Source organism: Pseudomonas sp. Pseusp18 (genome assembly GCF_059506005.1).
In genome coordinates this window covers 1,472,698-1,488,800 of sequence record NZ_CP169240.1, presented here as the reverse complement: position 1 = coordinate 1,488,800, position 16,103 = coordinate 1,472,698, and the positions used below count along the sequence as shown (strand labels likewise).

At 60.5% G+C, this 16,103-nt stretch carries 12 protein-coding genes and 2 pseudogenes; 6 read left to right on the top strand and 8 right to left on the bottom strand.

Annotated elements, in window-relative coordinates:
• The 5 genes from ACEN9A_RS06525 to ACEN9A_RS06505 all read left to right on the top strand — a co-directional run bounded on the left by ACEN9A_RS06525 (position 1) and on the right by ACEN9A_RS06505 (position 5,291).
• On the top strand, positions 1-933 hold the full coding sequence (locus ACEN9A_RS06525; protein WP_258672746.1) for an ABC transporter substrate-binding protein: 933 nt from the start codon (positions 1-3) through the stop codon (positions 931-933).
• Positions 930-2,831 carry an ATP-binding protein gene (locus ACEN9A_RS06520; protein WP_258672745.1) on the top strand — a complete coding sequence of 634 codons (1,902 nt, stop codon included), beginning with the start codon at positions 930-932 and terminating at the stop codon, positions 2,829-2,831. The genes ACEN9A_RS06525 and ACEN9A_RS06520 overlap by 4 nt, the downstream gene beginning before the upstream one ends.
• A 245-nt stretch (positions 2,832-3,076) precedes the next feature.
• Positions 3,077-3,592 carry a 3-hydroxyacyl-[acyl-carrier-protein] dehydratase FabA gene (gene fabA, locus ACEN9A_RS06515; RefSeq protein ID WP_258672743.1) on the top strand — a complete coding sequence of 172 codons (516 nt, stop codon included), beginning with the start codon at positions 3,077-3,079 and terminating at the stop codon, positions 3,590-3,592.
• Between the two features lie 11 nt (positions 3,593-3,603).
• Positions 3,604-4,824, top strand: coding sequence for a beta-ketoacyl-ACP synthase I (gene fabB / locus ACEN9A_RS06510; protein ID WP_019650386.1), 1,221 nt, complete (start codon positions 3,604-3,606; stop codon positions 4,822-4,824).
• Between the two features lie 278 nt (positions 4,825-5,102).
• Positions 5,103-5,291 (top strand): hypothetical protein, encoded by a 189-nt coding sequence (locus ACEN9A_RS06505; RefSeq protein WP_018926287.1) that lies wholly within the window; start codon positions 5,103-5,105, stop codon positions 5,289-5,291.
• A 66-nt stretch (positions 5,292-5,357) separates the two neighbouring features.
• On the opposite strand, the gene ACEN9A_RS06500 is transcribed toward ACEN9A_RS06505, so the two are convergent.
• The 8 genes and pseudogenes from ACEN9A_RS06500 to ACEN9A_RS06465 form a co-directional block, all read right to left on the bottom strand.
• A complete protein-coding gene (locus ACEN9A_RS06500) occupies positions 5,358-5,900 on the bottom strand; it encodes a DUF2058 domain-containing protein (RefSeq protein WP_018926288.1) in 543 nt (180 codons plus the stop codon).
• Positions 5,901-5,925: 25 nt separating this feature from the next.
• Positions 5,926-6,759, bottom strand: a complete 834-nt coding sequence (mazG, locus tag ACEN9A_RS06495) for a nucleoside triphosphate pyrophosphohydrolase (RefSeq protein ID WP_019650384.1) — start codon at positions 6,757-6,759, stop codon at positions 5,926-5,928.
• A 41-nt stretch (positions 6,760-6,800) separates the two neighbouring features.
• Entirely contained in the window at positions 6,801-9,044 is a 2,244-nt protein-coding gene (gene relA, locus ACEN9A_RS06490; RefSeq protein WP_019650383.1) for a GTP diphosphokinase, read from the bottom strand.
• Positions 9,045-9,165: 121 nt separating this feature from the next.
• The gene (gene rlmD, locus ACEN9A_RS06485) at positions 9,166-10,518 is read right to left on the bottom strand and encodes a 23S rRNA (uracil(1939)-C(5))-methyltransferase RlmD (protein ID WP_258672741.1); all 1,353 of its coding nucleotides are present in this window, start codon (positions 10,516-10,518) and stop codon (positions 9,166-9,168) included.
• On the bottom strand, positions 10,518-11,420 hold the full coding sequence (gene cysM / locus ACEN9A_RS06480; protein ID WP_018926292.1) for a cysteine synthase CysM: 903 nt from the start codon (positions 11,418-11,420) through the stop codon (positions 10,518-10,520). Before cysM ends, rlmD begins: the two co-directional genes overlap by 1 nt.
• Before the next feature lie 133 nt (positions 11,421-11,553).
• Positions 11,554-11,688, bottom strand: a pseudogene (locus tag ACEN9A_RS06475) (DUF1016 N-terminal domain-containing protein); the annotation flags it as partial.
• A gap of 2 nt (positions 11,689-11,690) precedes the next feature.
• Positions 11,691-12,401, bottom strand: a pseudogene (locus tag ACEN9A_RS06470) (sensor histidine kinase); the annotation flags it as partial.
• A gap of 13 nt (positions 12,402-12,414) precedes the next feature.
• Positions 12,415-13,137 carry a response regulator transcription factor gene (locus ACEN9A_RS06465; protein WP_258672740.1) on the bottom strand — a complete coding sequence of 241 codons (723 nt, stop codon included), beginning with the start codon at positions 13,135-13,137 and terminating at the stop codon, positions 12,415-12,417.
• A gap of 215 nt (positions 13,138-13,352) precedes the next feature.
• Here ACEN9A_RS06465 and ACEN9A_RS06460 point away from each other — a divergent pair, with 215 nt between their 5' ends.
• Positions 13,353-16,103, top strand: coding sequence for a response regulator (locus tag ACEN9A_RS06460; RefSeq protein ID WP_258672739.1), 2,751 nt, complete (start codon positions 13,353-13,355; stop codon positions 16,101-16,103).

Sequence of the window (16,103 nt, the reverse complement as noted above, 5' to 3'; positions counted from 1 at the left end):
ATGCCGTATTGCCCGTCACGGAAGACGCCAACTCTTGGCCGCCTGCTGGCCGGATTGTGCCTGGTGTTTGCCGGGCTGCTGTGCACTCTGCCGGCCCGGGCCGCCGACATTCTGCTGACCGGCGCCGAAGACAGCCCAGGCGTGCAGTCTTTCGTCCAGGCCCTGAGCGAGTTGCGCCCCACAGACAGCGTGCGTTTCCAACCGGTCGCCAGCCTGCCGGCGCCAAATCAACTGCCCACCGGCACCCGCCTGATTCTGCTCGACTTGCAAAGCCTCGACTGGCGCCTGCAAGACGCCCAAGGCCCGGCAACGCTGGTGCTGCGCATCAGCCGTCTGCAAGCCCACCAACGCTTTGGCGATGTTTCGCCACCGCACCTGAGCCTGCTCTGGAGCGATCCGCCGCTGGATCGACAATTGCGCCTGACCCGACTCGTCCTGCCCGAGGCTCGACGGGTCGGCGTGCTTTTCGACAGCCACAGCGAATTCCTGCTGAAGGAACTGCATCAGGCTGCCCTGCCCCTGGGCCTTGAGGTGGTCACCGAGCGCTGGGACAACACCAATGACAGTCGCCCGTTGCAGGCCCTGCTGAAAAACAGCGATGTGCTGCTGGGCCTGGATGATCCTGATCTGTACAACCCCAAAACCGTGAAAAACCTGCTGCTCAGCAGCTATGCACGGCAGCTGCCGCTGATCGGCCCCAATGCCGCCTTCGTCAGGGCGGGCAGCCTCGCCAGCACCTACAGCGACCAGAGCGATTGGCTGAAGATTCTCGACGAACTGCTCGACCGCCCCTCCAGCACCTGGCCGCGCACCCTTTATCCGCAGCACTTCAAGGTCTTGAGCAACCCGCAAGTGGCTCGTTCATTAAGCATTGAACCGATGAATGAAGCCTCTGTCGCAACACAGCTGGCCGAAGGAGAACATCGCCCATGACCTTCCATAGCGGTTGGGACATCAATACCCGTACCCAGATCATCAGCCTCGGCCCGGCGCTGCTGCTGACGTTGCTGTTGATCAGTTTCTTCACCTTCGTGCGAATCCAGGACCTGCGCCAGGAACTCAACCACACTGGTCAACTGATCGCCAACCAACTGGCGCCGGCCACCGAATACGGGGTGATCTCGGGTAATAACGACGTGCTCGAGAGTTTGCTCAAAGCCACCCTGGCCACGCCCAATGTGCGTTTTCTGGAGGTTCAGGACAGCACCAACCGGGTTCTGGTGTACGTCGAACAACCGTCGGAAACCCACAATCGTTCGCACCAGGTCGAAGTGTTCCAGGCACCGGTGCGGCTGCAACGCATCGCGCTCAACAACGACTTCTTCCAGAACAGCCGCACCGCCCCCACGAAGCCGGGAGAGGATTACCTGGGCCGGGTGATCGTCGGTCTGTCCAATGACGCCTTCAACCAGCGCCAGCAGGAAATCCTGTTCAAGGCCGGGATCCTGGCCCTGTTCGCCCTGCTGTTTACCTTTCTGCTGGCTCGGCGTCTGGCCAGCAGCCTGTCGCAACCGATCCACGACATCGGCAATGCGGTCAAGGCGATCCAGAAAGGCGACTACAAAACGCCCCTGCCGATTGTCGATGACGCCGAACTGGGCGCCCTGTCGCAACACATCAACAACCTTGCCCAGGGCCTTGAACAAGCCAGCCGCGAACAGCATCAGGCCATGGCGCAATTGATCCAGACCCGAGAGGAAGCGGAAAAGGCCAACAACGCCAAATCCGATTTCCTGGCGATGATGAGCCATGAGCTGCGCACGCCGATGAATGGCGTGCTGGGCATGCTGCAACTGCTGGAAACCACCGCGATGACCGAGGAACAGATCGAGTACGCCGCGCTGGCTTCTGAATCGACTGAACACCTGCTCAAAGTGATCAACGACATTCTCGACTTCTCGCGCATCGAACGCTCGGAACTGGAGCTGGAGCACATTGCATTCAACCTCGCGGACCTGATCACCAGTTGCGCCCAGTCGTTCCAGCACAGCGCAGTGCAACGCGGGCTTGACCTGCAACTGCAGATCCCCGAGGACATGCGCGCCCTGCAGGTTCAGGGCGACCCGACGCGGATCCGGCAGATCCTGGTCAACCTGGTGGGCAATGCGCTGAAATTTACCGAACGGGGCCGCGTCACGATCGAACCGCAGTGGCAGTCGCTGGATCACGAATTGCTGTGGTTCACCTGCACCGTGCGCGACAGCGGGATCGGCATCCCGGCCGAAAGCCTGGAATTGATGTTCAACGCGTTCCAGCAGGCCGACAGTACTATTTCAAGACGTTACGGTGGCACCGGGCTGGGGTTGCCGATTGCCCGCACCCTGGCAGAACGAATGGGCGGCACCTTGCGTGCTCAGAGCGAAGAAGGCGTCGGCTCGGTGTTCACCCTGGAAATTCCTTTGGCGCTGTATAAGCAGTCGTTGCCGGTGCTGACGCCGCGAGTACATACCGGCAATGGCCACGGCGAAGGTCGCAATGTGTTGCTGGTGGAAGACAACCCGGTCAACCGCACCGTCGTCGAAGCAATGTTGCGCAGCCTGGGCTTTACTGTCAGCGTCGTCACCGATGGTGCACAAGCGGTGCGCAGCGCCGAGAGCCTGATTTTCGAAGCGATTCTGATGGATTGCCGACTGCCGGTCATTGACGGCTACGAGGCCACCCGACAGATTCGCCAACTGCCCGGCTGCGCTGACGTGCCGATCATTGCCCTGACGGCCAACGCCTTGCAGGGCGATCGTGAAGCCTGTTTGTCCGCGGGAATGAACGATTACCTGGCCAAGCCCTTTAAACGCACTGATCTGCAGCAAATTCTGCAGCGTTGGGTGCAGTAGTGCAGGCCTTTCGACGATCTGCGACTGGCGTGAAAGACGAAAGTGCGGCAGTCTTAGGCACCCGAACAGGCCCTAAAAGGGGCTTGAATAATAATTTCAGTGCACAAGTGTACATTCATGTCCTTGGTGCTGTGACTTTCACTACAACGCAATAGTCTATGAGTAGGCTGCTGACTCGAGGCATGAACGCTTCGATCGGCCGGGAAGATTCGCCCCCCTGCCGCATGGACTATTGAGGAGCTCGCATGACCAAACAAAACGCCTTTACTCGGGAAGACCTGCTGCGCTGCAGTCGTGGTGAGCTGTTCGGCCCGGGTAACGCGCAACTGCCCGCCCCGAACATGCTGATGGTCGATCGCATCACCCTGATCTCCGAAGAGGGTGGCAAGTACGGCAAAGGTGAATTGGTCGCCGAGCTGGATATCACTCCTGACCTGTGGTTCTTCGGCTGCCATTTCGAAGGTGATCCGGTGATGCCGGGCTGCCTGGGCCTCGATGCCATGTGGCAACTGGTCGGTTTCTTCCTCGGCTGGCAAGGCCTGCCGGGCCGCGGTCGCGCCCTGGGTTCGGGCGAAGTGAAATTCTTCGGTCAGGTACTGCCGACCGCCAAGAAAGTCACCTATAACATCCATATCAAACGCGTCCTCAAAGGCAAACTGAACATGGCCATCGCCGACGGTTCCGTGACTGTCGACGGCCGCGAAATCTATACCGCCGAAGGCCTTCGGGTCGGCGTTTTCACCTCCACTGACAACTTCTAAGGGTTATCCGCATGCGCCGCGTCGTTATCACTGGTCTGGGCATCGTTTCGTGCCTGGGCAATGACAAAGAGACCGTCTCCGCTAACCTGCGTGCAAGCCGCCCTGGCATCCGGTTCAACCCGGAATATGCCGAAATGGGTCTGCGTAGCCAGGTTTCCGGCTCCATTGACCTTCCCCTCGAAGAGCTGATCGATCGCAAGATCTATCGCTTCGTCGGCCACGCGGCGGCTTACGCCTACCTGGCCATGAAAGATGCCATCGCAGACTCCGGTCTGACCGAAGAGCAAGTTTCCAACCCGCGTACCGGCCTGATCGCCGGTTCCGGTGGCGCCTCCACGCTGAACCAGATGGAAGCGCTGGACATCCTGCGCGAGAAAGGCGTCAAGCGCGTCGGCCCATACCGCGTAACGCGGACCATGAGCAGCACAGTTTCCGCTTGCCTGGCCACCCCGTTCAAGATCAAGGGCCTGAACTACTCCATCGCTTCTGCCTGCGCCACCAGTGCTCACTGCATCGGTACCGCCATGGAACAGATCCAGATGGGCAAGCAGGACATCGTATTCGCCGGCGGCGGTGAAGAAGAGCACTGGAGCCAGTCGTTCCTGTTCGACGCCATGGGCGCCCTGTCCAGCCAGTACAACGAAACCCCGGATAAAGCTTCCCGTGCCTACGACGCCAAGCGTGACGGTTTCGTCATCGCCGGCGGTGGCGGCATGGTCGTGGTCGAAGAGCTGGAACACGCTCTGGCCCGCGGCGCGAAGATCTACGCGGAAATCGTTGGCTACGGCGCGACCTCCGACGGCTACGACATGGTCGCCCCAAGCGGCGAAGGCGCCATCCGCTGCATGCAGATGGCCATGTCCACCGTTGACGCACCGATCGACTACCTGAACACCCACGGCACCTCGACTCCGGTCGGCGACGTGATGGAAATGAAAGGTGTGCGTGAAGTGTTCGGCGACAAGGCTCCGGCCATCAGCTCCACCAAGAGCCTGTCGGGTCACTCCCTGGGCGCCGCCGGCGTTCACGAAGCGATCTACTGCATGCTGATGATGGAAGGCAACTTCATGGCGGGTTCCGCCAACATCGACGAACTGGACCCGGAAGTGGCAGACATGCCAATCCTGACCAAGACTCGCGAAGACGCCACCATCAACACCGTGATGAGCAACAGCTTCGGCTTCGGTGGCACCAACGCCACGCTGGTACTGAAGCGCTGGCAGGGTAAGTAATACCCCGCCTACGCCACACATAAAAACGCCCCGACTGGTTCGGGGCGTTTTTTTTGGCCAGGTTTTATGTACGGCCGAACGGCCCTGAAAGCATGAAACATTTGTCATGAAACTCAACAGCCTGCGACTGAATGTCGCGTATATCGCGGGCTGCAGCACTTTCTTCGATTTTGCAAAAGTCCGTTACCGATTTCAGTCGTTTACTTAGCCAGCTAACAAAACTTATAACAAAGGCCTGCACACGCCTTGCTGCAGATAACAGAGATTGGAGCTAGCAGATGACTGTAAAAGTAACTGAACGCGACGATTCACATATGTCCCATGAAGGCATCGCCGCCGGTATCCGCATCTGGGATGTACATCAACAAGACCTGCTGGTCGGGATGTTCCACTCCGAGACCGAAGCCCACCAGTACAAGGCCGAACTGGAATCACTGGAGCAGCAACGCGAAGCGCGTTCTGCATAACCACCGCATTGAAAATGACAAACCCCGCCATGAGCGGGGTTTGTCGTTGTTGCAGCTGCTAACGGCTTACCACATCAGATCGTCAGGAATCTGATAGGCCGCGTACGGATCGTCTTCGGTGCTGACTTCTTCTGTCTTCACATTCAGCTGCACGATGCGCTGTGGATCGCGCTCCTGGATCTTCAGGGCCGCTTCACGAGGGATCACTTCGTAACCGCCGGCGTGATGCACGATCGCCAGGGAACCGCTGCTGAGCTTGTTGCGCATCAGGGTGTTGACGGAGATACGCTTGACCTTCTTGTCGTCGACGAAGTTGTAGTAGTCCTCGGTGTTCAGCTTGGGCAGGCGCGAGACTTCGATCAATTGCTTGACCTGGGCGGCTCGGGCCTTCTGCTCGGCCTTCTCCTGCTGCTGACGGTTGAGCTCCTGGTCGCGCTTGACCTTCTCGGCCATGGCTTCCTGAGCCGCACGCTGCTGGGAGTCATCGAGTTCGATCTGGCCTTTGTGGGCCAGACGCTGTTGTTTCTGTTTTTCTTTGCCGACCTGTTTGGCCTGCTTTTGGTTGACCAGCCCTGCTTTGAGCAACTGGTCGCGAAGGGAAAGGCTCATGGTGCTTACTCACTTAGGCAACAGCTCAGCCGCAGCTGGGCAAATTCTTTTCCTGACGTTTGGCTTCGCCCCACAAGGCGTCCAACTCTTCGAGGGTGCAATCTTCTATGGGACGGTGGGTGTCGCGCAATGCCTGTTCGATAAATCGGAAGCGTCTTTCAAATTTTGTGTTCGCGCCACGCAGTGCAGTTTCCGGATCGACCTTGAGGTGACGCGCCAGATTGACCACGGAAAACAGCAAGTCGCCGACTTCATCGGCAATCGCCGCCGAGTCATTGTCCGCCATGGCTTCGAGCACTTCATCGAGCTCTTCGCGAACCTTGTCGAGCACCGGCAAGGCGTCCGGCCAATCGAAACCGACCTGCCCTGCGCGCTTCTGCAGTTTTGCCGAACGGGACAACGCCGGCAGTGCCGCGGGTACGTCATCGAGCAAGGACAACTGCTCCGGCGCCGAAGACTTCTCGGCGCGTTCTTCGCCCTTGATCTCTTCCCAGCGTTGCTTGACCTGCTCTTCATTCAGACGCGGGACGTCCAGCGGCGCGTACAGATCACCGGTGGGAAATACGTGAGGATGACGGCGGATCAACTTGCGCGTGATGCTGTCGACCACGCCAGCGAATTCGAAGCGCCCTTCTTCCCGAGCCAGTTGGCTGTAATAAACCACCTGGAACAACAAGTCGCCCAACTCACCCTGCAAGTGATCGAAATCGCCGCGCTCAATAGCATCGGCAACTTCGTAGGCTTCCTCCAGGGTGTGCGGGACGATGGTGGCGTAGGTTTGCTTGATGTCCCACGGACAGCCGTACTGCGGGTCGCGCAGACGGTTCATCAGGTGCAGCAGGTCTTCAAGTGAATACATCTTTTATCAATCTCTACACCATCAATTTCCGTGAAGGTTTCTCACGGTGTGCGGTTACGGCGGGTCTCGATGATGTTCGGCAACTGGGAGATCCGCCCCAGCAACCGCCCCAGCGCATCCAGCCCCGGAATCTCGATGGTCAGGGACATCAACGCAGTGTTGTCCTCTTTGTTCGAGCGGGTGTTGACCGCCAGCACGTTGATCCGCTCGTTGAGCAGCACCTGCGACACGTCACGCAGCAGACCGGAACGGTCGTAAGCGCGAATGATGATGTCCACCGGATAGGTGAGCACCGGCACCGGGCCCCAGCTGACCTGGATGATCCGCTCCGGCTCGCGCCCGGCCAGTTGCAGCACCGAGGCGCAGTCCTGACGGTGGATGCTCACGCCACGGCCCTGGGTGATGTAACCAACGATGGCGTCCCCCGGTAACGGCTGGCAGCAGCCGGCCATCTGGGTCATCAGGTTGCCGACACCCTGGATCTGGATATCGCCGCGCTTGCCCGGTTTATAGCCGGTGGCTTTGCGCGGGATCAGCTCCAACTGTTCGTTGCCGCGTTCCGGCTCGACCAGTTGCTGCGCCAGGTTCACCAGTTGCGCCAGGCGCAAATCGCCTGCGCCCAAGGCAGCGAACATGTCCTCGGCGGTTTTCATGTTGGCCTTTTCAGCCAGCTTGTCGAAATCCACCTGCGGCAGGCCGAGGCGATTGAGTTCGCGCTCGAGCAAGGTTTTACCGGCCGCAACGTTCTGATCGCGGGCTTGCAGCTTGAACCAGTGAACAATCTTCGCCCGCGCCCGCGACGTGGTGATGTAACCCAGGTTCGGGTTCAGCCAGTCGCGGCTCGGAGTGCCGTGCTTGCTGGTGATGATCTCAACCTGTTCACCGGTTTGCAGGCTGTAGTTGAGCGGCACGATGCGCCCGTTGATCTTGGCGCCGCGGCAGTTGTGACCGATTTCGGTGTGCACGCGGTAAGCGAAGTCCAGCGGTGTCGCGCCCTTCGGCAAGTCGATGGCATGACCGTCGGGAGTGAAGATATAAACCCGGTCCGGCTCGATATCGACCCGCAGCTGTTCGGCAAGGCCGCCGATATCGCCCAGCTCTTCGTGCCACTCGAGAACCTGACGCAGCCAGGAGATTTTCTCTTCGTAGTGGTTCGAGCCGGACTTGACGTCGGTGCCCTTGTATCGCCAGTGCGCGCAAACCCCCAGCTCGGCTTCTTCGTGCATGGCGTGGGTGCGGATCTGCACTTCCAGCACCTTGCCTTCAGGGCCGATTACCGCGGTGTGCAGCGAGCGGTAGCCATTCTCTTTCGGGTTGGCGATGTAGTCGTCGAATTCTTTCGGGATGTGCCGCCACAGGGTGTGGACGATGCCAAGCGCGGTGTAGCAGTCGCGCATTTCCGGCACCAGCACGCGAACGGCGCGCACGTCGTAGATCTGGCTGAACTCCAGACCCTTGCGCTGCATTTTGCGCCAGATCGAATAGATGTGTTTGGCCCGGCCGCTGATGTCGGCATCGACGCCGGTGGCCTGCAACTCGTTCTTGAGCTGGGTCATCACATCGCTGATGAAGCGCTCGCGATCCAGCCGTCGCTCGTGGAGCAACTTGGCGATCTGCTTGTACTGGTCGGGCTCCAGGTAACGGAAGGACAAGTCCTCCAGTTCCCACTTGATATGACCGATACCGAGGCGGTGAGCCAGCGGCGCATAGATGTCGAAGACTTCACGGGCGACGCGGTTACGCTTCTCGTCGTCGGCGGTTTTCACCGCGCGGATCGCGCAGGTGCGTTCGGCCAGTTTGATCAGCGCGACGCGCACGTCGTCGACCATGGCCACGAGCATCTTGCGCAGGTTTTCCACCTGGCCTTGGGTGCCCATCACCATGGATTTACGCGGACTCAGACTGTCACTGATCGCCGCCATGCGTTGCACGCCGTCAATCAGTTTGGCGACCACCGGGCCGAAGCGCTGGCTGACCGCCGGCAACTGGATCTGGCCTTCGCGCACGCCGCGGTACAAGACTGCCGCGACCAACGAATCCTGATCGAGTTTGAGGTCGGCGAGAATCTCGGCGATCTCAAGGCCGGTGCGGAAACTCGAGGTCCCTTCGGACCACAGGTTTTTCGCCGCATTGGCTTGTTGTTCGGCCTCGCGAGCGAACTCGCAGGCTTCTTTCAAGGCTTCGCGATCCAGTGCTGTATCGATACTGACCGCGTGATCGAGCCAAGCCTCGAGATTGATACTGCCGTCAGTGTTGATCGGCTGGTGTGCTCTCACCTGTACCATCTTGCTTTACCTTCCCTACGACGCAGATTCAATGCGTCAAATCGCTGACCTTCATTGTCCGGGCGCCCCGCCGGGCTGATGCGTGGCGGCACGGACGGTCAGTCGGACCAGACGAGCCATCCTAGCTCGCTTCAAATAACGCCATGGCCTCGACATGCGCCGTTTGAGGAAACATATCGAGAATCCCGGCACGTTTTAACCGGTAGCCCTGCTTGATCAATTCGACCGTGTCGCGCGCCAGAGTTGCAGGGTTGCACGACACATAAACCAATCGTTCGGCACCCAGGGATGCAAGCTTGCGCACCACCTCGAAAGCACCGTCGCGAGGTGGGTCCAAGAGTACCGCACAAAAGCCTTCGCTGGCCCATTCGGCATCAGCCAAAGGCTGGGATAAATCGGCCTGAAAAAATTTCGCGTTATGCAAATTATTACTAGCGGCGTTCGCGGCGGCCCGCTCGACCATGGCCTGCACACCTTCCACCGCCACCACTTCACGAACGGTCCTGGCCAGCGGCAAGGCAAAGTTGCCCAACCCGCAGAACAGGTCCAGAACCCGCTCATCGGCTTTCGGCGCCAACCATTCCAGCGCCTGAGCGATCATCGCTTCGTTGACCCCGGCATTGACCTGGATGAAATCTCCAGGCCGATACGCCAGGTTCAAGTCCCACTGTTCAAGGCGATAGCCCAGGGACTGATCGGCCTCGACCGGTTGCGGCTCGCCGTCGCCATGCAGCCACAACTGGGCCTCATGGAGCGCGCAGAATTCCTTGAGGATCGTCATGTCGGCTTCGGACAACGGCGCCATGTGCCGCAGCAATACCGCCAATGACGAACCGCTGAACAATTCCACATGCCCCAGTGCCTGAGGTTTGCTCAAGCGCCGCAGCATGTCCGGCAAGCGGGTCATGATCGGTTGCAAGGGCTGTACCAGCACCGGGCACTCGTTGATGGCGACGATGTCCTGGCTGCCGGCGGCGCGGAAACCGACTTCGAGTTTTTTCGCCTTCATGTCCCAACGCACCGCCACCCGGGCACGACGCCGATAGCCGAATTCCGGACCGCTCAATGGCGCAGCCCACTCTTCGGGTTCGACACCGGCGACCCGCGACAACTGCTCGGCGAGCATGCGCTGTTTCAGGGCGAGCTGTTCGTTGTGGGGCAGATGCTGCACGCTGCAACCACCGCAGCGACCGGCATGGGCGCACGGTGCCGGGCGGCGCAATTGGCTGGCCTGGAACACCCGCTCGGTACGCGCCTCGACCACTTTACCGTGGGCACCCAAGACCCGCGCCTCGACTTCTTCACCGGCCAAGGCGCCGATGACGAACCAGGTGCGACCTTCAAAAAACGCGATACCGCGACCGTCATTAGCCAGGCGCTCGATGGTCAAGCGCTGCTTTTTGCCGGTCGGGACTTGCGGGGCCTTGCTACCGCCCGTGGGCTGGAAGCGCAGGCCTCTCTCTTGCTTGGCCATCAGTTGGGTGCGTCGAAAATGCCGGTCGACAAGTAACGGTCGCCACGGTCACAGATGATCGCGACAATCACCGCGTTTTCAACTTCTTTGGACAGGCGCAGCATCGCCGCCACGGCACCGCCCGAAGACACGCCGCAGAAAATGCCTTCTTCGCGCGCCAGACGACGGGTCACGTCCTCGGCCTCGCTTTGCGCCATGTCGACGATCCGGTCCACGCGATCGGCCTGATAAATCTTTGGCAGGTATTCCTGCGGCCAGCGGCGGATGCCCGGAATTGCCGAGCCTTCCATGGGTTGCAGACCGATGATCTGCACGTTCTCGTTCTGTTCTTTCAGGTAGCGCGAGACACCCATGATGGTGCCGGTGGTGCCCATCGAGCTGACGAAATGCGTGATGGTGCCCTGGGTCTGACGCCAGATTTCCGGACCGGTGGTGGTGTAGTGCGCCTCGGGGTTGTCACCGTTGGCGAACTGATCGAGCACCTTGCCACGGCCTTCGGCTTCCATTCGCTGGGCGAGGTCGCGCGCGCCTTCCATGCCTTCTTCCTGGCTGACCAGAATCAGCTCGGCACCATAGGCCGTCATCGCGGCTTTACGCTCGGCGCTGGAGTTGTCCGGCATGATCAGGATCATCTTGTAACCCTTGATCGCGGCGGCCATGGCCAGGGCGATCCCGGTGTTGCCCGAGGTCGCTTCGATCAGCGTATCGCCGACGTGGATCTGCCCGCGCAATTCGGCGCGGGTGATCATCGACAGCGCCGGACGATCCTTGACCGAACCCGCCGGGTTGTTCCCTTCGAGCTTGAGCAAAAGCGTGTTGCTGGTGACGCCAGGCAGGCGCTGCAAACGGACCAGCGGAGTGTTGCCGACGCAATCGGCGATGGTTGGGTACTGCAAGGTCATGGCGTATTCGCAATCCGGACTGCGGGGGCGCCTATCATACCGGCAAACGTGCGCAGGCCATATCACGCAAAGTAAGGGGCTTATGGCTTATGGGAATAAGCAGCTGAATCAGTACTCTTCACCTTGCGTGACATTTACTCTGGCTGAAGATGATCAGGTTGTGCGACCAGGACAATTGTCGCACCAGTGGTGCGACTTTCTCTTCAGCGCGATAACTCTCATAGAACTGGCACATGCGAAACAAATTCGACGGGGTAAACCCGCGCAGCCTCAAGGCAACATACAAGGAGCAAGGCTTGCCCGCGATGGCGAGGACACGGTTAAAACGTCATGTGCTAACAACCGCATATTCAACCGCAACCCAGTATCAGTGTTCTCAGCCCACAAACTCCCGCCCTGCCGCTGCACCGCATTCCTCGCAATGCTCAACCCCAACCCGAACCCACCCTCCCCCGGCCGTGAACCGTCGAGCCGGATGAACGGCGAGAAGATCCGCTCAAGATCCTCGTCAGCCACCCCACCGCCCTCGTCCTCCAGCCACAGATGCCAGAAGTCGCCATCGCGCCTGCCATCGAGCGTCACGACAGCTCCCTTCGGTGAATGACGAATGGCATTGCGCAGAATATTTTCCAGCGCCAGGGCCAGGGTATTGAGATGGCCGCGCACCCAGCAGGAGGCATCCACCGCACAGTTCAATTGACTCGCCGGCCAGCCACTTTCATAACAGGCGTTTTCCGTGAGCATTTCCCACAAGGCCTGGACCTGGATCGCTTCATCGGGCAACGGCGTGCGCTCGGTGTCGAGCCAGGCCAGTTGCAGCGCATCCTCGACCAGGCGCTGCATGCCGTCGACTTCCCGGCCAATGCGTTCGCGCAACTGCTCCAGGTCCTGCTCACTTTCGCAGGCCACCCGCAATCGGCTGAGTGGCGTGCGCAATTCGTGGGACAGATCGCACAGCAGTTGCTGTTGCAGGGCCACCGTGCGGCCCGGTACGTCAGACCACGTCATCGGCTGCACTCAATACGTACCCCTTGCCCCAAACCGTGCGCACTTCGCGCTCGGTGTAACCGATGGCCTTGAGCTTGCGGCGAATCTGGCTGATGTGCATGTCGAGGCTGCGGTCATGGGGCGCATAACCGCGCTGCAATACCTGCTGATAAAGGAATGGCTTGCTCAACACTTCATCGCCGTTGCGGTTCAGCGTGTCCAGCAAGCGGTATTCGCTGCGGGTCAGGCCGGCCGCGTACTCGCCCCAAAAGACCTCGCCCAGTTCATCATCAAAACGCAGGCAGTCCATCGCCGGAGCAATCGGTGCCGGCACCGGTCGACGGTCGAGCGCCACCCGCCGCAGGATCGCTTCGATGCGCACCCGCAACTCGGCCATGCTGAAAGGCTTGGGCAGGTAATCGTCGGCCCCGAGGCGAAAACCACTGATGCGATCCGCCTCGGCACCCAGCGCCGACATCAGCACCACTGGCGTGGAATGGCTCTGGCGCAATTGAGTCAGCACCGCCAGGCCATCGAGCCCCGGCAACAGAATATCCATCAACACCACATCGAAGGCCTGCTGGCGCGCAATCGCCAGGCCTTCCTGCCCGTTCTGGCACCAGGTCACCTGAAAACCGCAGCGCCCCAGATGCTCATGAACATAGGCACCGAGCACTGGATCGTCTTCGATAGATAGGATGCGAGGATGGCCAATCGCGATGGGAGTCATGAGTATCTGCAAATAATTCTCAATTGCTGATTATTCAAGATTGCCTCTCCAGGGGCAACCCAAGGTTTGTCTCCCTGGACCAAAGCATTGAACTGACCGACGAATGACGACATCAATTTTACGAAGATTGCCCGCATGCAAATCGCTACACTGCGCAGGTGGCGCGTGCCGGACGCATGTGCAGGTCAATAAACAGCTGGATGCAGGAGAGATGCGTGCTCAAGAAACTGGGAATTAAAGGCCGCGTGCTGTTACTGACCCTGTTGCCGACCACCCTGATGGCGTTGGTTCTGGGCGGCTATTTCACCTGGATGCAGCAATCGGACCTGCAAGCCCAGCTCATGCAACGCGGCGAAATGATCGCCGAACAGCTGGCACCGTTGGTGGCCCCGGCCATGGGTCGCAAAGACAACGAGCTGCTGGAGCGCATCGCCACCCAGTCCCTGGAACAGACCGACGTGCGCGCGGTGACCTTCCTCGCCCCCGACCGCACGCCGCTGGCCCATGCCGGCCCGACCATGCTCAATCAGGCGCCCCTGGGCTACGGTTCACAGTTGCTGCGCCGCAGTGGCAATGACGCCACGCGTTACCTGCTGCCGGTGTTCGGTAAACACCGCAACCTGGCCGGCGACCTGATCCCCGATGAAGCCGACCGCCTGCTGGGCTGGGTCGAACTCGAACTGTCCCACAACGGCATGCTGCTGCGCGGTTACCGCAGCCTGTTCGCCAGCCTGCTGCTGATCGGCGGAGGCCTGGCCGGTGCGGCGCTGCTGGCATTACGCATGGGCCGAACCATCAACCGGCCATTGAGCCAGATCAAACAAGCCGTGGCGCAACTCAAGGACGGTCATCTGGAAACCCGCCTGCCGCCCCTCGGCAGCCAGGAACTGGATGAACTGGCGTCCGGCATCAACCGCATGGCCGGGACGCTGCAGAACGCTCAGGAAGAATTGCAAAACAGCGTCGACCAGGCCACCGAAGACGTGCGTCAGAACCTGGAAACCATCGAAATCCAGAACATCGAGCTGGACCTGGCGCGCAAGGAAGCCCTGGAGGCGAGCCGGATCAAGTCCGAGTTCCTGGCCAACATGAGCCATGAAATCCGCACGCCGCTCAACGGCATTCTCGGCTTCACGCACCTGCTGCAAAAAAGCGAACTGACGCCGCGCCAGCTCGATTACCTGGGCACCATCGAAAAGTCTGCCGACAGCCTGTTGGGGATCATCAACGAGATTCTCGATTTCTCGAAAATCGAGGCCGGCAAACTGGTGCTAGACCATATTCCGTTCAACCTGCGCGACCTGCTGCAAGACACCCTGAACATCCTCGCCCCGGCCGCCCACGCCAAAGAGCTTGAACTGGTGAGCCTGGTTTATCGCGATACGCCACTGTCGCTGGTGGGCGATCCGCTGCGACTCAAGCAGATCCTCACCAACCTTGTGAGCAATGCGATCAAGTTCACCCGCGAAGGCACCATCGTCGCCCGGGCGATGCTCGAAGAAGAGCATGAAGACAGCGTGCAGCTGCGCATCAGCATTCAGGACACCGGCATCGGTCTGTCGAACCAGGACGTGCGCGCCCTGTTCCAGGCCTTCAGCCAGGCCGATAACTCGTTGTCCCGACAACCCGGCGGCACCGGCCTCGGATTGGTGATTTCCAAACGGCTGATCGAACAAATGGGCGGTGAGATCGGCGTCGACAGCACGCCGGGCGAAGGCTCGGAGTTCTGGATCAGCCTGAGCCTGCCCAAAACCCGCGACGACGCCGAAGACCTGCCCGGCCCACCATTGCTCGGGCAGCGGGTGGCTGTCCTGGAAAACCATGAACTGGCCCGTCAGGCATTGCAGCATCAACTGGAAGACTGCGGCCTGAGCGTCACGCCGTTCAATACCCTGGAAAGCCTGGCCAATGGCGTGACCGGCGCCCACCAGACCGATCAGGCAATCGGCCTGGCGGTGCTCGGCATCACCAGCAACGACATGCCGCCGGAGCGCCTCAACCAGCACATCTGGGATCTTGAACACCTGGGCTGCAGAGTGCTGGTGCTGTGCCCGACCACCGAACTGACGCTGTTCCATCTCTCGGTGCCCAACCCCCACAGCCAGCTCCAGTCCAAACCCGCCTGCACCCGCAAGCTGCGTCGGGCCCTGTCTGATCTGGTCAACCCGCGCCAGCAGCGCAGCGACCCCGCCGAGCCGGTTTCCAGCCGCGCGCCGAAGGTCCTTTGCGTGGACGACAACCCGGCCAACCTGCTGCTGGTGCAAACCCTGCTCGAAGACATGGGCGCCAAGGTGCTCGCGGTAGAAAGCGGTTACGCCGCGGTCAAGGCCGTGCAGAACGAGACTTTCGATCTGGTGTTGATGGACGTGCAAATGCCCGGCATGGATGGGCGCCAAAGCACCGAAGCCATTCGCCAATGGGAAAGCGAGCGGCATTGCACGCCACTGCCGGTCGTGGCCCTCACCGCCCATGCGATGGCCAATGAAAAACGCGCATTGCTGCAAAGCGGCATGGACGACTACCTGACCAAACCCATCAGCGAACGGCAACTGGCGCAAGTGGTGTTGAAATGGACGGGCCTGGCGCTGCGCAATCAGGGTCCGGAGCGTAATAGCGATAACAACAGCGGTCATGAATTGCAGGTGCTCGACCACGAAGAAGGCCTGCGCCTGGCGGCCGGCAAGGCCGATCTGGCGGCGGACATGCTGGCCATGCTGCTGGCCTCCCTGGAAGCCGACCGCGAGGCCATCCGCGTGGCCCGTGAAGCCAACGACCAGAACGCCCTGATCGAGCGGGTCCATCGCCTGCACGGGGCAACCCGTTATTGCGGCGTCCCGCAACTGCGCGCCGCCTGCCAGCGCAGCGAAACCCTGCTCAAGCAACAGGACCCGAAAGCCCCCGTCGCGCTGGAAGAACTCGAACGCGCCATCAATCGCCTCGCGGCCCATGCGCGCATCAATGCCTGA

Bases quoted from the DNA above. Each gene is read 5' to 3' on its own strand.
- ACEN9A_RS06465 (WP_258672740.1), bottom strand. From the start codon at position 13,137: ATGACTCCCATCGCGATTGGCCATCCTCGCATCCTATCTATCGAAGAC.
- rlmD (WP_258672741.1), bottom strand. From the start codon at position 10,518: ATGGCCAAGCAAGAGAGAGGCCTGCGCTTCCAGCCCACGGGCGGTAGC.
- ACEN9A_RS06505 (WP_018926287.1), top strand. From the start codon at position 5,103: ATGACTGTAAAAGTAACTGAACGCGACGATTCACATATGTCCCATGAA.
- ACEN9A_RS06525 (WP_258672746.1), top strand. From the start codon at position 1: ATGCCGTATTGCCCGTCACGGAAGACGCCAACTCTTGGCCGCCTGCTG.
- ACEN9A_RS06520 (WP_258672745.1), top strand. From the start codon at position 930: ATGACCTTCCATAGCGGTTGGGACATCAATACCCGTACCCAGATCATC.
- cysM (WP_018926292.1), bottom strand. From the start codon at position 11,420: ATGACCTTGCAGTACCCAACCATCGCCGATTGCGTCGGCAACACTCCG.
- ACEN9A_RS06500 (WP_018926288.1), bottom strand. From the start codon at position 5,900: ATGAGCCTTTCCCTTCGCGACCAGTTGCTCAAAGCAGGGCTGGTCAAC.
- fabB (WP_019650386.1), top strand. From the start codon at position 3,604: ATGCGCCGCGTCGTTATCACTGGTCTGGGCATCGTTTCGTGCCTGGGC.
- fabA (WP_258672743.1), top strand. From the start codon at position 3,077: ATGACCAAACAAAACGCCTTTACTCGGGAAGACCTGCTGCGCTGCAGT.
- relA (WP_019650383.1), bottom strand. From the start codon at position 9,044: ATGGTACAGGTGAGAGCACACCAGCCGATCAACACTGACGGCAGTATC.
- mazG (WP_019650384.1), bottom strand. From the start codon at position 6,759: ATGTATTCACTTGAAGACCTGCTGCACCTGATGAACCGTCTGCGCGAC.